The sequence below is a fragment of the Asticcacaulis sp. P4_H10 genome (assembly GCF_056400965.1).
This window is the reverse complement of sequence record NZ_JBFUKH010000002.1, coordinates 31,175-45,815: the sequence shown is the minus strand read 5'-3', so window position 1 is coordinate 45,815 and position 14,641 is coordinate 31,175. Positions and strand designations below refer to the sequence as shown.

The following is a 14,641-nucleotide window of genomic DNA, read 5'->3' as shown; positions in this document are numbered from 1 at the left end:
ACTTTTCCTAAAGCTGCTTGTATGATCAGAATCCGGCTTGCAGAAGTCCTCGCTAAAAAGCGCCTGTCGATCGTCGAACTGTCTGACCGCACGGGTATCAGCGTGCGCGATCTCGAAGTCCTGCGCGATCAGGCAGCCATGGCGGTGCGCCTGAAGACGCTCGACGTCCTGTGCCGGGCGCTGAATTGCGCTCCGGGTGACCTGCTTGAGTACGGCGAGGAAGAGTCGCTCTAAGCAGTGTGCCAGAAAGTGTGCAGCGGTTTTTGGCTAAAACATTGCGCCAAAAAATCTACTTGCCGAGCGCGGCGTTCTGCAGCCCGAACAGCGTCTTGCAGCCGGCATGAGCCAGGTCGAACAGCTCATTGAACTCGTCGCGCGAAAAACCGCGCTTCTCGCCCGTCGCCTGGATTTCGACCGAAAGGCCGCTGCCGGTGATGACGAAGTTGGCGTCGGTTTCGGCGGTCGAATCCTCGTCGTAGTCGAGATCGAGCACCGGCGCGTCAGCATAGATGCCGCACGAAATCGCGGCGATCTGGTCGAGGATCGGTGACTTCTCGATGATCTTGTCGGCCACCAGCTTGTCGCACGCCTGCGACAGCGCCACCCAGGCGCCGGTGATCGACGCGGTGCGCGTGCCGCCGTCGGCTTGGATAACGTCGCAGTCGATGGTGATCTGGCGTTCGCCCAGGGCCTTCAGGTCGATGACGGCGCGCATCGAACGGCCGATCAGGCGCTGGATTTCCTGGGTGCGGCCCGACTGCTTGCCGGCAGCGGCTTCACGACGGGAGCGCGTGTGGGTGGAGCGCGGCAGCATGCCGTATTCCGCCGTCACCCAGCCCTGGCCCTTGCCCTTCAGGAAAGGGGGAACGCCCTGTTCGACCGAAGCGGTGACCAGCACCTTGGTGTGGCCGAAGCTGACCAGGCACGAGCCTTCCGCATAGCGCGTCACGCCCGTTTCGATGACGACGTCGCGCAGCTGATCCGGCTTGCGGTTGGACGGGCGGATGGTCTTGAGGGCGGACAGGGCTTCGAATTGCGACATGAACAGGCCTTTGCGATGATGCGTCTGCCTATCAGTTCGTCATGCGCTGCGTAAAGACCCCATTATTCTTTCTTTTGGCCTGTGCGACCTTCCGGAGGAACGGGAATGTCGCTGCGGATGGCGCTCTTGCAGGCGCTGTCGGCGCAGACATATTGCGCGCCGTTATAGGTGCCGGTCACATCCCCCTTGTCGATGACGCCTTTCGCCTTGATCTGCGGCGGCGTATCGGGCTGATCGGCATAGGAATAGACCTTCTGCGGCGGGGGTGGCGGCGAGGTCATGTCGGCGGTCTGCGGCCCGTTCATGGCTTCGAGTTCCGCGCAGGCGCCGAGCGCCAGCAGCAGGCCGCAGGCGATCAGGCCTCCCGCTATCCTGACTATCCGGACTACCATGACGACCGGAACGGACGCCTGTCCGCTTCCATCGGCGTGCGGGTGTTGTAGACGGGCGTGGCGACCTTGCAGTCATCGTCGACGCAGGCATAGGCGCGGTTGCGGTCGTCGTCGCGCGGTGAGGCAAGTTCGGCCTGACGCGTTGCGGCCGGTGTGTCTTCTTGTCCGGATAAGATCCGTGCTGAGGCAACGGCTTGCCCTTCCACGGCCGGCCCATAGGGTTTGGGCGCCGGTTCCGCATTGAGCGCGAACGCCAACGCGGCGGTTGCCACCAGGTATATCATTTCAGCCCTCCGTTTTTTTGTTTCAGGATACGCCGATTTACGGCAAATGGAAGGCAGCCCGAGGCGGAGTTGGAGCGCGGACAGAGGTTAGTGCCTACAATTTCCATACATTTTCCTGCAAGATTTGCAGCTTAACTGAAAGCGCTTGCTTTCGCAGGACAAATTGCCATCATTGTGCAAATCGACAACAGTGTGTGGAGCAGTGGCATGGACGGCGGCAGGGGCAAGATCAGGCTTGAAGATCTGGCGCGGATCGCAGGCGTATCCGTTGCGACTGTATCACGCGCGCTTAACGACTCGCCAGCGGTCAACCGTGTCACCAAGCGCCGTGTCTGGAAGATTGCTCGCGATCACTCCTATGTCCTCAACCACGACATGCCCTTGTCGATGTCGGGCAGCCAGGCGACGATCGCCATCGTCATTCCGCCGCCGCACGGCCGCGAAGGCCGTTTCTCCGACCCGTTTTACCAGGAAATGATTTCGGCGGTTGGTGAGGCGGCGCGCGACATGGGTTGCGACCTGCTGCTGTCGCACCTGACACCGCGTAACCAGAACGACCTCGTTACCCTGATGCAGAACATCAAGGCGGACGGCGTCATCTTTCTGGGTCAGAGCTATCTGCACGACCGCTTCAACATGCTGGCTGGCACGACCAACAAGTTTATCGTCTGGGGCCAGGAGCTGGCCGGACAGAAATACTGCACGGTCGGGTCCAACAACCTCCAGGGCGGGACGCGTGCGACGGCGCACCTGGCGCGGCTGGGCCGCAAGCGCATCGCCTATTTCGGTGAGACTGAAGGCACCGAGATGAAGCAGCGCTTCCAGGGCTATCTCAATGTCCTGGCCGAAGCCGGCCTTGAATACGATCCGCGCCTGGTCGTGCCGACCCATTTCGAACTGGCCTCCGCCGAAGCCTCGGTGATCGGCCTGCTCAACAAGGGTGTCAGTTTCGACGGCCTGTTCGCCTGTTCGGACATTATTGCCTTCGGCGCCATTCGCGGCCTGATGCGGGCAGGCCTAAAAGTGCCCAGAGATGTCTCGGTGGTCGGCTATGACAATATCCAGCTGGCCAGCCTGACGCACCCCAGCCTGACGACCATTTCACAGGACCTGTCTCGGGCGGGCAAGCTGATGGTCTCCAAGCTGATCGGCTCGATTTCCAACGACGAAACCCACTCGGAAATCGTTTCGACCGAGCTGGTCGTGCGCGAGTCCTGCGGCGGATAGCGCTGCGCCAAAAGTGTGCAGCGGTTTTTGGTAAAATGCATCGCGTCTGATAAACCACCGCTTACCGGACAGCGTTGTCATTGAAAATTGCAATTTTTTGCAATTTTTTACATATTCCGTCAAAAATCGTTTTCAACCTGATTGCGCACCTCAGAGGCGAATACAGCGCAATATGTCATACAATTATGGCTCAAAACCACACATTCCGCGGGAATGCGTAGCCGGAATGTCACAAGATTACGAATAGTTTAAATTTTCCGCTGCAAAAATTTGCAACGTCTTGCAAAAATTTCAGGTCGCAGGAATAGTACCTCCAGACGCCGAGCTCAAAGAGCGTCATATCGGGTTGAGATGTATAAGGTTGCGCGGACAAAGGGTCCTGTGCGCCGACAAATCACACGGGGACAGGAGGAACTTATGCTGCATCCCAAGGCCCACCCGGGCTTATTCAAGAAAAAACTGCTCACCTGCGGTGGCACGCTGGCGCTGGTCGCCGCGGCCTTTACTGCCATGCCCGCCATTGCCCAGGACGCCCCTGCGCCGGCCGGCGAAGACAGCCAGACCGTTGTCGTGACCGGCATCCGTCGTGGTATCCAGGACGCCATCACCGCCAAGAAACGCTCGACCCAGATCGTCGAAGCCGTTTCGGCCGAAGACATCGGCAAGTTGCCGGACGCCTCGATTGCTGAATCCCTGGCGCGCCTGCCGGGCCTCGCCGCCCAGCGCACTAATGGCCGCGCCCAGACCCTGTCGATCCGTGGCCTCGGCCCGGACTATACAGTCACGACGATGAATGGCCGTGAGCAGGTATCGACCAACGACAACCGCTCGGTGGAATTCGACCAGTACCCGTCCGAACTGATCAGCCAGGTGCTGATCTACAAGACGCCGAACGCCGGCATGACGACCCAGGGCATCGCCGGCACGGCCGACCTGCAGACCGTGCGCCCGCTGGCCTATGGCAAGAAGGCTGCCGCCGTTAACATTCGCCGCGAAATGAACTCGGAAGACGCGCCGATCGGTGGCATCGAGAATACCGGCAGCCGCTGGTCGGTCAACTATATCGACCAGTTCTTCGACAAGACCGTCGGCGTTGCCCTGGGCTATGCGCATACGGACTCGCCCTACCAGGTCACGCGTCTCGAGCCCTGGGGCGACGGCGACTTCCCACGCTGTGACAATGCGACGGTATGTACCGGCGCCGGTTTCAACAAGTTCGTCCTGGGCGGCCAGAAGAACGGTGTGCAGTCGTCGAACCTTCAGCGTGACGGCCTGATGGGCGTCCTGGAATGGAAGCCGAACGACCGCCTGCACGTCGTCGTCGATGCCTTCCACTCGGAATTCGAGGAGCTGCAAAAGGTTGCCCGCCTGGAATATCCGCTGTGGTGGTCCTCATCGCAGCTCCAGCCCGGTTTCACGGTTGACGGCGACTATATCGACCACGGCGTCTTCACCGGCGTCAACACGGTCGTTGAAAACTACACCAACCGCCGCCAGGCCACGACCGACCAGATCGGCGTTAACGTCAACTATGCCCTGAACGACCAGTGGACCCTGAACGCCGACTTCAGCACGCAGAAGCTGACGCGTGACGACGTCATCATCGAATCGACGGGCGGTACGGGTGCAGCCGGTTCGGTCGTTCCGGACACGATCACCTTCGACATGACCGACAAGGATCACGCCTACAACCTGTCCGGCGTAATCGACTATTCCGACTTCAGCAAGGTCTTCCTGACCGATCCGGGTGGCTGGGGTGGTCCGGTGACCAATCGTGGCGGCTTCTTCCGTGCGCCGCACGTCGAAGACGAGCTGAACATGATCAAGCTGGTCGCCGAGCGCAAGATCGAATCCGGCATCTTCAGCAAGGTCGCCTTTGGCTACAGCCGCACCGAGCGCAGCAAGGACAAGGACGACTACGCCGCCTATATGAGCCTGGCAACTCCGACCGTTGTGGTGGCCGAAAAGTACCGCACCGGTGTGACCGATGCCAGCTTCCTCGGCAACACCTCGGGTATGATCTCCTACGACTCGCTGGCCATGTGGCAGGATGGGGTCTTCATCCTGACCGAAGCCACTGACAATGACCAACTGCGCCGCAGCTGGTCGGTCGAGGAAACGGTGGACGCCGCCTTTATCCGTGCCGATATCAACACCCAGCTGTTCGGCATTCCGGTGACCGGCAATGTCGGCGTCATGTCGCAGACGGCTGAACAAAGTGCGCATTCGGTCTTCGTTGGCGCCGGCACGCCGATCCTCAAGACAGATGGTGACAAGTACACCGACATCCTGCCCAGCCTGAACCTGAACTTCGCGGTTGCCGAAGACGTCACGGTCCGTGTCGGCGCTGGTACGACCCTGGCCCGTCCGCGCATGGACGACATGGCCGCCGGCACCAGCACCAGCGTCATCAATGACACCAGCCCGCCGTCGACCTTCCAGGGTCAGCCAGTGTACTGGACCGGCAGCGGCGGCAACGCCCAGATCCGTCCGTGGAAGGCCAATGCCTACGACCTGTCGATCGAGAAGTATTTCGGCCGCAAGGGTTACGTGTCAGCAGCCTTCTTCTACAAGGATCTGACCTCGTACATCTTCAACCAGACGGTTGCCAAGGACTATACCGGTGTCAACCTGCCGGCTTCCTGTACGACGCCGGTCAATATCTGCACCAAGGCCAATGCCAATCGCATGGGCTCGACGTCTGCGCAGGCGAATGGCCAGGGCGGCTGGATCAAGGGTGCCGAGTTCACGGTCTCCGTGCCTGGCGAACTGATCACGCCGGTTCTGGATGGCTTCGGCGCCATCCTGACCGCCAGCTATAACGACAGCGAAATCGATCCGAACAACACGGGTACCCCGGTCAATATCCCGGGCCTGTCCAAGCAGGTGATCAACACCACCGTCTACTATGAAAAGCATGGCTTCTCGGCGCGTGTCTCGAGCCGCTTCCGCGGCGAGTTCACGGGCGAAGTGCCGGACTACACCAACGCATTGCAGACCCGCCAGGTCCAGGAAGAAAATGTCGTCGATGCCCAGATCGGCTACACCTTCGAAAGCGGTCCTCTCAAGAACCTCGGCATCTCGCTGTCGGGTTCGAACCTGACGAACGAGCCCTTCTATCTCTACAAGGGCAACAACGTGGTCAAGGAAGAGAAGTACGGCTCGACCTACCTGTTGGGTCTCAGCTACCGTTGGTAACTGAACTGGCGATTGAGTAGACTGCGACGCCTGCCGGTTCTCCGGCAGGCGTTTTTATGAACGCTTCTCCCCTCAGGTGGGAGAGGGGACTTGCGGAGCGATTATGTCTGAATCCCTGATCAAGCGCGTCATTGTCGTCGGCGGTGGCACGGCCGGCTGGCTGAGCGCGACCATGCTGGCACGCGTCCTTGGCAAGTCGGCTGAAGTTATCGTTGTCGAATCCGAAGAAATCGGCACGGTCGGCGTCGGTGAAGCGACCATTCCGCCGCTGGTCAACCTGTTTACTTTCCTGGGCATTCCCGAGCACGAAATGCTGGCTAATGTGCAGGGCACATACAAGCTAGGCATCGACTTCGTGAACTGGCTGAAGCCCGGCAGCCGCTATATCCACGCCTTCGGCAACCCCGGCCGCGATCTTGGCATTGTGCCCTTTTATCAGTATTGGCTGCGGCAGCATCTGCAAGGCAAGGGTGGGTCGCTGTGGGATTACAGCCTCAACAGCCTGGCCTCTGACGCCAATCGCTTCGCGCCGATGAAGACCGTCCCCGACACCCCGGTCGAAGGTATTACCCACGCCTGGCACTTCGATGCGACCCTGCTGGCAAAGTTCCTGCGTGGTATCTGTGAAAAGCAGGGCGTGGTCCGCCGCGAAGGCAGGATCACCGGCGTCAACCTGCGCCCCGACGACGGCTTTATCTCTTCGGTCACCCTGGCCGACGGCGATGTTGTTGCCGGCGACCTGTTCATCGACTGCTCGGGCTTCCGTGGCCTGCTGATCGAAGACGCGCTGAAGGCCGGGTACGACAACTGGCAGGATTTCCTGCCGTGCGACCGCGCCGTTGCCGTGCCGTGTGAGTCGGCGGGACCATTGCTGCCCTATACGCGCGCAACGGCGCACATGGCCGGCTGGCAGTGGCGCATCCCGTTGCAGCATCGCATCGGCAATGGCCACGTCTTCTGCAGCGCCTTCATGAGTGAAGACGACGCCACGCGCATCCTGATGGACAATCTGGATGGCAAGGCTTTGGCCGATCCGCGACCGCTACAGTTCGTCACCGGCCGGCGCAGGCAAAGCTGGGTCAAGAACTGCGTCGCCTTCGGCCTGGCGTCGGGCTTCATGGAGCCGCTGGAATCGACCAGCATCCACCTCGTGCAATCCGGACTGACGCGGTTTGTGAAGATGTTCCCGGACAAGGGCTTCAGCCCCTTGCAGATCGCCGAATACAATCGCCAGACGCGCCATGAATACGAGCTGATCCGTGACTTCCTTGTGCTGCACTACAAGGCGACGGAACGCGACGACAGCCCGTTCTGGAACCACTGCCGGACCATGGCGGTGCCCGACAGCCTGACGCACAAGATGGAATATTTCCGCGAACACGGCCGGCTGATAATTGAAGAGGGCGATTTGTTCCGCGAGTCGAACTGGATGCAGGTGCTGATCGGCCAGGGCATTGTGCCGCGGACGGCGACGCCTATGGCCTACACCATCGGTGATGCGCAGCTGGAGGAATACTGCGCCAATTTGCGCACCATCTATGGCCGGGCGCTCAACACCCTGCCGCCGCACGACGTCTATGTCGCGCGGACCAGCCCTGCCTTACAGAACTGAGGCCAGAAACGCCCTGGAATCGGCGAACACCGTCCCCTTGCCGCGGAAGGGAATGGAAAATGCCGCGGCCATGTCCTGGTGGCTTAAGCCATCATAGAGCTTGAGCGTCGAGGGCGTGCCCTTGTCGCGCAAAGCCTTGTCGAGATTGACGGCATTCTTGGTCATCACGACCTTGTCAGCACGGCTGTGCATCAGCAGGAAATGCGTGTCGATCTTGCGGGCATGCGTAATCGGCTGTGTTTCTTCAGGCTTTGGCCAATAGCCAAAGGCATCGCGCGATGCGGCGACGTCGAACGGATAGAAGTCGTAGGGGCCCGCCAGGCCGACCACGGCCTTGACGGGGAGGTCGCCCAGATATTGCGGATCGAGCGGCAGCATGGCGGCGATGTAACCACCGGCCGAGTGCCCCATCAGGGCCAGCCGTGATCCATCGCCGCCGTAGTCCTTGGCATGGGCGACGGCGTGTTTCACGGCCGCTGCGCCATCAAAGACGAAGTCGGGATAGCGAGCCTGAGGCACCAGCCGGTAGTCCGGCACGACGACGACATAGCCCATGGACGCCAGGGCGTGGCCCATCCAGACATAGTCGTCCTTTGATCCGGACGCCCAGTTACCGCCGTAGAAGAAGACGAGCACCGGCAAGGGGCCGGTGTCCCTTTTAGGGGCGTAGACATCATAACGCTGGCGCGGATCGTCTCCAAAGGCGACGTCCTTGGCAAGGTGACGGACGCTGCCTTCCTTGGGTGTAAAGGTGTTGAACAGGCTGAGTGTGTTGCACGCCGCCAGGGCTGTCGCCAGCCCGCTCAACCCCAACAGTCCCAATATCCGGCGTTTGGTCACGGAAGGCACTTGCACCCCTTAAAAACTGACGCTCGACTTTTCGGTCGGCGGCTTGGGACGCAACCTGATGCCCTTGAGGAAAATTTTCAAGGCTTCCCAGTGGATGCCGGCGACAACTTTCAGTGTCATCAGCGGCATGGCCCAGAACAGCTTCCACAAAGCCCCATCGGTGATCGGCGTGCGCTTTGCTGTGAAACCCGCGAACAGCATGTCGCGCACGCCTTCGGCCGCATGATGGCGCAGCCGGATTTTCAGCGCAAAGATCTCGCCCGGCGCCGTCAGGTCGAAATCGTAGGCCATGTCGCGCGTGTCCATGAATGGCGAGACGTGCAGCCGCTTGTCGCTGTGCTGGCGGATATGACGGGTGTCGGTTTCGACCGGCAGGACGTAGGAGTGGCGGTCGCCGAAGGTATTATTGACCTCATAGACCACGGCCTTGAGCGGGCCGCCGGCGTCTTGCAGAAAATACAGGCTGATCGGATTGAAGACGAAACCGAGCACGCGCGGCATGGTCAGAAGCCATAACCGGTCGCCATCGGCATAGAGGCGCTTCTCCCGCAACATAGAGGCCATGCGATCGCGCAAGGTGCCAGCCTTGTTGCCCTGGTCTGGCCCATGGTCGCGGTCATAAAAGCTGAACAGATTGAAGCGATTATGGCCCAGAAAGCGGGTCTGCGGCACGTTGTCGAGATCGATCAGGACCTGGAAAATGTCATAGCTTAGCCTATGCGGCCGGGGTGCAAACCGCTGATGGATAACCTCACCGATATAGAGGCCAGATTCCATCACTCGGCGGCCTCCAGAGCAAAATTATCCGTCCACGGATTATATTGAATACGGCTCTTCGACCAGTCGAAATCCCACGGCCGGCGCTGGCCGGTGATCGCCTCGGCAACCGCCAGGCCCGATTGCAGGCCGTCTTCATGGAAGCCAGAGCCAAAATAGGCGCCGCAGAACCACGAACGGTTCTGGCCCTGAAGATCACAAAGCCGTCCTTGCGCATCAATTGCAGCGGTATCGAACAGAGGATGTTCAAAGGTGGTGCGCTTGATGAGCTTGGCCGGATCGACTTCGCGCGTCGGATTGAGCGTGACGAAATAGTTCTGTTGCGTGTTCAGGACCTGCAACAGGTTCATCCAGTAGGTGACACACAGCTGCTGCTCCGACGCGGCGTTGCGCGTGCCGAGATAGTTCCAGCTCGACCACGCCGCCCGGCGTTTCGGCATAAGCGCCGTGTCCGTGTGCAGCACGACCTCATTGTACGTGTAGCTGAAAGCGCCCAGGGTCTGGCGTTCATCGGCGGTCGCAGAATCACCCAAAATCTTCAGCGTTACGTCAGCATGTGTCGCAAAGACGACCTGGTCGAATTCATACCGTTCGCCGTTCTGGTCAGTCAGGGTGACGCGATTTGGGCTGCGCTCGACTTTTGTGATTGCCGCATTCGTGCGAATACGATGCGCGAATGGCCGTATCAGTTCTTTCAAATAGGCCTGCGCGCCACCGATGACGCTGCGCCACAGGATGCGGTCGGTAATCTTGAGCAGCCCGTGGTTCTCAAAGAAGGCGATAAAGGCGCGGAACGGATAGTCCATGATCTGCTGTGCCGAGGTCGACCAGATCGCGGCGGCCTGCGGCAACAGGTGGTCATCTATAAAGGCGCGGCCGTAATTGCGGTCTTTGAGGTAGTCGCCGAGGCTGTAGCCGGGCCGGGTGCGCGCGGCCTCGTCCTTAGGGGCCTCGCGATAGAAACGCATTATGTCGAGCAACAGGGACAGGAAGCGCGGACGGAAGAGGTTGCTGCGCTGGGCGAAGATGCCCTTCATGCCGAGACTGCTGTATTCCAGCCGGCCTTCATCGACGCTGACACCGAACGACATGTCGCTGAGCTGGTGCGCGACGCCGAGATGGTCGAAGAGAGCAACCAGGTTCGGATAGCAGGGCGCGTTGAAGACGATGAAGCCCATATCGACCCAGACCGGGTTTTCCGCCGTGCCGGCATTGACCGTGTGGCTGTGACCGCCGGCCTGGGCTTCGCTTTCGAACACGGTGACGTCGCAGTGGCTGTTGAGCATCCAGGCAGCGGACAGTCCGGCTATACCCGAACCGACTACGGCAACCCTAGGTCTCGTCAGGTTCGACATATCGTACATGCGCCACGCTCCACTGGTGTTCGCAGATATGTACGCGCGGGTGTCAGCGATGGATCACAGCCGGCGCCGTGATCCATTTGCAAAGTGCCGGCGTATCAGGGTCGAGTTCACAAAAGGCGGGCAGTTGGCCCGGCATACGAAAATGTCCTTTGACCGCGCACTGACATTAGGGTTTGTTGCCCGCATGACTGAAACGGACAGCGCGCGCGTCGACCGCTCTTCACCGGAGGTGACGCCGGAAATGCTGCTGGCGCGCATCGCCCAGAGCGACCGTGACGCCTATGCGGCCCTGTTCCTGCGTTTTGCCCCCAAGCTCAAGGCCTTTGTCATGGGCCAGGGCCTGACCGCCCAGGAAGCCGAAGACCTGGCGCAGGAGGCCTTGCTGAGCGTGTGGCGCAAGGCGCACATGTTCGATGCGTCACGCGCCAGCGCGGTCACCTGGATCTACTCCATTGCCCGCAACCTGCGCATCGACATGGCGCGCAAGGCCAAGCGCGTCAAGGAATTGCCGCAGGATCTGTGGCAGGGCGATGGCGACAAGGGCGCCGATGGCGAACTGATATCGGCCGAGGATGCAGCCTCCGTTGCGGGTCTTCTCGACACCCTGCCCAAGGAGCAGAAGACCATTCTGCGTCTGTCCTTTTACGAAGACCTGTCGCATGGCGATATCGCCAAGGCACTCGCTATCCCGCTGGGGACAGTCAAGTCGCGCATGCGCCTGGCCATGACTCGCCTCAAGGCGGCCATGGCCAATTCAGTATCCGGAGAGCGTTCATGAATTCCGTCCGCCACCACATCGCCGAAGACCTGCTGTGGGATTATCATCGTGGCGCCTTGCCCGTCGGCCTGCGTCTGACAGTCGAGGTCCACCTTGAGCTGTGCCCGCATTGCCGCGCCGAGACGGCCCTGTTCGATGTCATCGGTGGTGCGCTGCTGGACGATGTCGAAGGCGTCCCGTTGTCGGAAAGCGCACTCGACCTGGCGCTGGCGCGGATCGAACGTCCGGAAGAGCCAGTCAAAACGGTTGCGAAACCGCACCCGGCATTCCTGGACGGTTTCGATCTTCCCGAATCCCTGGCGGCGCGCATTGCCGGTCGCTACTGGGCGGCGCCCGGTGTGTGGATTGCGCCTGTCCACACCGATGATGCGCCCAAGGGGTCGAAGACCTATCTGATGCACGTCAAGGCCGGGATGACCATGCCCGAACACACGCATCGTGGATCGGAAGTAACCCTGGTGCTCAAGGGGCGGTTCAGTGACGTCTACGGTGACTATAACCAGGGCGATATCGCGGTGTGCGACGATGAGCATTGCCATTCGCCCGCTATTATCGACGAAGACTGCCTGTGCCTGATCTGGCAGGCGGCGCCGATCGTTCCCAAAACCTGGCTGGGGAAGCTGCTACAGCCTTTTGCCCGTATCTGAGGATACCCTCATGAAGCTCGTCATCATCTACGCCATCTCACTTGTTGTCATGTTGGCGCTCGATTTCGTCTGGCTGAGTGCCACGGGCAACACCATCTACCGGCCCAATATGCAGGGCCTGATCCGCGAAAAGATCAACCTGCTGCCAGCAGTTGGGTTTTATGCTCTGTTCGCCTTCGCAGTCGCATATCTTATCGTCTTGCCAGCTGTCTCAGGTGGTTCGCTGAACTATGTCGACCTGTCGCTGCGTGCGGGTGTGCTGGGGCTGGCCTGCTATGCGACCTATAGCCTGACGGGCCTGTCGATCATCCGTGACTGGCCGGTTAATGTCAGCTTTATCGACATGGCGTGGGGCACGTTTGCCGCGGTGGTCACAGCCAATGCGACGGTATTCGGCCTCAAACTGCTGGGGCAGGTGGCCTAAGCGCATTGGCGACCTTCGAGCGCGGCGGGCGTCCCAGCACGTCTGAAATCTGCCATGCCGCATCGACGACCTTGCTGATATCGATACCCGTTTCGATGCCCAATCCATTGAGCATATAGAGCACGTCTTCGGTTGCGACATTGCCCGAAGCGCCCGGCGCATAGGGGCAGCCGCCAAGCCCACCCACAGACGCATCGAATATGCTGACGCCAAAATCGAGCGCCGAAAGAATATTGGCCAGCGCCTGACCATAGGTGTCGTGGCAATGCAGGGCCAGTCGCTCGGACGGCACCAACGTCATCACCTGATCGAGCAGACGGGCGATATCGGCGGGTGTGCCGACACCGATCGTGTCGCCAAGGCTTATTTCATAGCAGCCCATCTGCAGCATCTTTTGCGCGACGTTTGTCACGGCTTTCGGTGAGATCTTGCCCTCGTAGGGGCAGCCCACGACGCACGACACATAGCCGCGCACCTTGACGCCATCGCTCAGCGCCCGGTCCATGACAAACCTAAACCGTTCCAGGCTCTCGTCGATCGAGCAGTTGATATTGCGCTGGCTGAAGGTCTCGGACGCCGCGCCAAAGATGGCGACGGTGGTGGCTCCGGCGTCGCGGGCGGCTTCATAGCCTTGCAGGTTGGGCGTCAGGACAGGGTAGTCGATGCCTTGGACGTGTTGGATGCCGGCTATGACCTCAGCGGCGTCGGCCATCTGCGGCACCCATTTCTTCGATACGAAGCTGGCGGCTTCGATATGGCGAAGGCCGGTCTGCGACAGGGCGTTGATCAGCGCGATCTTGTCGGCGGTTTCGACGATCTGCGTTTCGGCCTGCAGGCCATCGCGTGGGCCGACTTCGTAGAGGGTGACGTGTGATGGCCTCATTTGGTCTCTTCAAACAGTTCGCGGCCGATCAGCATGCGGCGGATTTCCGATGTCCCCGCACCGATCTCATAAAGCTTGGCGTCGCGCCAGAGCCGGCCAGCGGGATATTCGTTGGTATAGCCGTTGCCACCCAAGGCCTGAATCGTCTCACCCGCCATCCAGGTCGCTTTTTCGGCGGCGTAGAGAATACAGCCGGCGGCGTCCTTGCGGGTGGTTTCGCCCCGGTCACAGGCTTGCGCCACAGCATAGACATAGGCGCGGCAGGCGGCCCAGGTCGAATACATGTCGGCGACCTTGCCCTGCATCAGTTGAAACGTGCCGATGGGTGACCCGAACTGCTCGCGTGTGTGAACATAGGGGATCACGACATCGAGACAGGCGCGCATGATGCCGAGCGGCCCACCCGACAAAACCACGCGCTCATAGTCGAGGCCGGACATCAAAACACCCGCGCCACGACCTTCGGCACCCAGCATATTTTCAGCCGGCACTTCGCAGTCGGTAAACACCAACTCACCGGTGTGGGAGCCCCGCATGCCCAGCTTGTCGAGCTTCTGCGCCACCGAAAAGCCTTTGAAGCCCTTTTCGACCAGAAAGGCAGTGATGCCCTTCGATCCGGCGTTTGCGTCAGTCTTGGCGTAAACAACCAGCACGTCGGCGTCGGGACCATTGGTGATCCACATCTTGGAGCCATTGAGCACATAACGGTCGCCGCGCTTGTCGGCGCGAAGCTTCATCGACACGACGTCCGACCCGGCGCCGGTCTCCGACATGGCCAAAGCGCCAACGTGGTCGCCGGAGATCAGCTTCGGCAGGTATTTTGCGCGCTGTTCGGCCGTGCCGTTGCGCGTGATCTGGTTGACGCAGAGATTGGAATGCGCGCCGTAGCTCAGGCCAATAGACGCCGAAGCGCGGGAGATTTCCTCCATGGCGATGGTGTGGGCCAGATAGCCCATACCGGCCCCGCCGTATTCTTCAGCTGCGGTCAGACCCAGCACGCCGAGATCGCCCAGACCTTTCCACAGGTGCATGGGAAACTGGTCACTGCGGTCGGTCTCCTCTGCCAACGGTGCGATCTCACCGGCGGCATATTGCGCAACGGCTTCGCGCAGAGCGTCGATATCTTCGCCGTGACCGAAGGAGAGGTGAGGGAAGTCGATCATG

Annotated in this window: 15 protein-coding genes; 7 read left to right on the top strand and 8 right to left on the bottom strand. The window is 60.6% G+C overall.

Going from position 1 to position 14,641, the window contains the following annotated elements:
• Positions 1 to 21: 21 nt before the first annotated feature.
• Positions 22 to 234, top strand: coding sequence for a helix-turn-helix domain-containing protein (locus tag AC1DON_RS04310; protein ID WP_476933521.1), 213 nt, complete (start codon positions 22 to 24; stop codon positions 232 to 234).
• A gap of 55 nt (positions 235 to 289) precedes the next feature.
• Here AC1DON_RS04310 and rph read toward each other — a convergent pair whose 3' ends face one another.
• The 3 genes from rph to AC1DON_RS04295 all read right to left on the bottom strand — a co-directional run bounded on the left by rph (position 290) and on the right by AC1DON_RS04295 (position 1,718).
• A complete protein-coding gene (gene rph, locus AC1DON_RS04305; RefSeq protein WP_476933920.1) occupies positions 290 to 1,006 on the bottom strand; it encodes a ribonuclease PH in 717 nt (238 codons plus the stop codon).
• A 98-nt stretch (positions 1,007 to 1,104) separates the two neighbouring features.
• Entirely contained in the window at positions 1,105 to 1,434 is a 330-nt protein-coding gene (locus AC1DON_RS04300) for a hypothetical protein (protein ID WP_476933520.1), read from the bottom strand.
• Complete coding sequence (locus AC1DON_RS04295; protein WP_476933519.1) at positions 1,428 to 1,718, bottom strand: hypothetical protein; 291 nt, start codon at positions 1,716 to 1,718, stop codon at positions 1,428 to 1,430. Before AC1DON_RS04295 ends, AC1DON_RS04300 begins: the two co-directional genes overlap by 7 nt.
• Positions 1,719 to 1,925: 207 nt before the next feature.
• Here AC1DON_RS04295 and AC1DON_RS04290 point away from each other — a divergent pair, with 207 nt between their 5' ends.
• The 3 genes from AC1DON_RS04290 (at position 1,926) to AC1DON_RS04280 (ending at position 7,755) form a co-directional block, all read left to right on the top strand.
• Positions 1,926 to 2,945, top strand: a complete 1,020-nt coding sequence (locus AC1DON_RS04290) for a LacI family DNA-binding transcriptional regulator (protein WP_476933518.1) — start codon at positions 1,926 to 1,928, stop codon at positions 2,943 to 2,945.
• Positions 2,946 to 3,362: 417 nt separating this feature from the next.
• Complete coding sequence (locus AC1DON_RS04285) at positions 3,363 to 6,143, top strand: TonB-dependent receptor (RefSeq protein ID WP_476933517.1); 2,781 nt, start codon at positions 3,363 to 3,365, stop codon at positions 6,141 to 6,143.
• A 103-nt stretch (positions 6,144 to 6,246) separates the two neighbouring features.
• A complete protein-coding gene (locus AC1DON_RS04280; protein WP_476933516.1) occupies positions 6,247 to 7,755 on the top strand; it encodes a tryptophan halogenase family protein in 1,509 nt (502 codons plus the stop codon).
• Here the strand turns inward: AC1DON_RS04280 and AC1DON_RS04275 are convergent.
• The 3 genes from AC1DON_RS04275 to AC1DON_RS04265 are packed head-to-tail and all read right to left on the bottom strand — an operon-like array spanning position 7,744 to position 10,745.
• Positions 7,744 to 8,604 carry an alpha/beta hydrolase gene (locus tag AC1DON_RS04275; protein WP_476933515.1) on the bottom strand — a complete coding sequence of 287 codons (861 nt, stop codon included), beginning with the start codon at positions 8,602 to 8,604 and terminating at the stop codon, positions 7,744 to 7,746. The two genes, AC1DON_RS04280 and AC1DON_RS04275, sit on opposite strands and share 12 nt — an antisense overlap.
• A gap of 9 nt (positions 8,605 to 8,613) precedes the next feature.
• Entirely contained in the window at positions 8,614 to 9,381 is a 768-nt protein-coding gene (locus AC1DON_RS04270; RefSeq protein ID WP_476933919.1) for a DUF1365 domain-containing protein, read from the bottom strand.
• A complete protein-coding gene (locus tag AC1DON_RS04265; protein WP_476933514.1) occupies positions 9,381 to 10,745 on the bottom strand; it encodes an NAD(P)/FAD-dependent oxidoreductase in 1,365 nt (454 codons plus the stop codon). Before AC1DON_RS04265 ends, AC1DON_RS04270 begins: the two co-directional genes overlap by 1 nt.
• 184 nt (positions 10,746 to 10,929) lie before the next feature.
• On the opposite strand from AC1DON_RS04265, the gene AC1DON_RS04260 reads away from it, so the two are divergent.
• The 3 genes from AC1DON_RS04260 to AC1DON_RS04250 are packed head-to-tail and all read left to right on the top strand — an operon-like array spanning position 10,930 to position 12,594.
• Entirely contained in the window at positions 10,930 to 11,523 is a 594-nt protein-coding gene (locus AC1DON_RS04260) for a sigma-70 family RNA polymerase sigma factor (protein ID WP_476933513.1), read from the top strand.
• Positions 11,520 to 12,170, top strand: coding sequence for a ChrR family anti-sigma-E factor (locus AC1DON_RS04255; protein WP_476933512.1), 651 nt, complete (start codon positions 11,520 to 11,522; stop codon positions 12,168 to 12,170). The genes AC1DON_RS04260 and AC1DON_RS04255 overlap by 4 nt, the downstream gene beginning before the upstream one ends.
• A 10-nt stretch (positions 12,171 to 12,180) precedes the next feature.
• Positions 12,181 to 12,594 (top strand): DUF2177 family protein, encoded by a 414-nt coding sequence (locus AC1DON_RS04250; RefSeq protein ID WP_476933511.1) that lies wholly within the window; start codon positions 12,181 to 12,183, stop codon positions 12,592 to 12,594.
• Here the strand turns inward: AC1DON_RS04250 and AC1DON_RS04245 are convergent.
• Both AC1DON_RS04245 and AC1DON_RS04240 read right to left on the bottom strand, forming a co-directional pair.
• Positions 12,569 to 13,477, bottom strand: a complete 909-nt coding sequence (locus AC1DON_RS04245; protein WP_476933510.1) for a hydroxymethylglutaryl-CoA lyase — start codon at positions 13,475 to 13,477, stop codon at positions 12,569 to 12,571. The genes AC1DON_RS04250 and AC1DON_RS04245 overlap by 26 nt on opposite strands.
• Entirely contained in the window at positions 13,474 to 14,640 is a 1,167-nt protein-coding gene (locus AC1DON_RS04240; protein ID WP_476933509.1) for an isovaleryl-CoA dehydrogenase, read from the bottom strand. Before AC1DON_RS04240 ends, AC1DON_RS04245 begins: the two co-directional genes overlap by 4 nt.
• Position 14,641 lies beyond the last annotated feature (1 nt).

What these genes read in the sequence shown, in the direction of transcription:
- AC1DON_RS04310 (WP_476933521.1), top strand. Translation starts at nt 22, where the DNA reads ATGATCAGAATCCGGCTTGCAGAAGTCCTCGCTAAAAAGCGCCTGTCG.
- AC1DON_RS04300 (WP_476933520.1), bottom strand. Translation starts at nt 1,434, where the DNA reads ATGGTAGTCCGGATAGTCAGGATAGCGGGAGGCCTGATCGCCTGCGGC.
- AC1DON_RS04295 (WP_476933519.1), bottom strand. Translation starts at nt 1,718, where the DNA reads ATGATATACCTGGTGGCAACCGCCGCGTTGGCGTTCGCGCTCAATGCG.
- AC1DON_RS04290 (WP_476933518.1), top strand. Translation starts at nt 1,926, where the DNA reads ATGGACGGCGGCAGGGGCAAGATCAGGCTTGAAGATCTGGCGCGGATC.
- AC1DON_RS04285 (WP_476933517.1), top strand. Translation starts at nt 3,363, where the DNA reads ATGCTGCATCCCAAGGCCCACCCGGGCTTATTCAAGAAAAAACTGCTC.
- AC1DON_RS04280 (WP_476933516.1), top strand. Translation starts at nt 6,247, where the DNA reads ATGTCTGAATCCCTGATCAAGCGCGTCATTGTCGTCGGCGGTGGCACG.
- AC1DON_RS04270 (WP_476933919.1), bottom strand. Translation starts at nt 9,381, where the DNA reads ATGGAATCTGGCCTCTATATCGGTGAGGTTATCCATCAGCGGTTTGCA.
- AC1DON_RS04265 (WP_476933514.1), bottom strand. Translation starts at nt 10,745, where the DNA reads ATGTACGATATGTCGAACCTGACGAGACCTAGGGTTGCCGTAGTCGGT.
- AC1DON_RS04260 (WP_476933513.1), top strand. Translation starts at nt 10,930, where the DNA reads ATGACTGAAACGGACAGCGCGCGCGTCGACCGCTCTTCACCGGAGGTG.
- AC1DON_RS04255 (WP_476933512.1), top strand. Translation starts at nt 11,520, where the DNA reads ATGAATTCCGTCCGCCACCACATCGCCGAAGACCTGCTGTGGGATTAT.
- AC1DON_RS04250 (WP_476933511.1), top strand. Translation starts at nt 12,181, where the DNA reads ATGAAGCTCGTCATCATCTACGCCATCTCACTTGTTGTCATGTTGGCG.
- AC1DON_RS04245 (WP_476933510.1), bottom strand. Translation starts at nt 13,477, where the DNA reads ATGAGGCCATCACACGTCACCCTCTACGAAGTCGGCCCACGCGATGGC.
- AC1DON_RS04240 (WP_476933509.1), bottom strand. Translation starts at nt 14,640, where the DNA reads ATGATCGACTTCCCTCACCTCTCCTTCGGTCACGGCGAAGATATCGAC.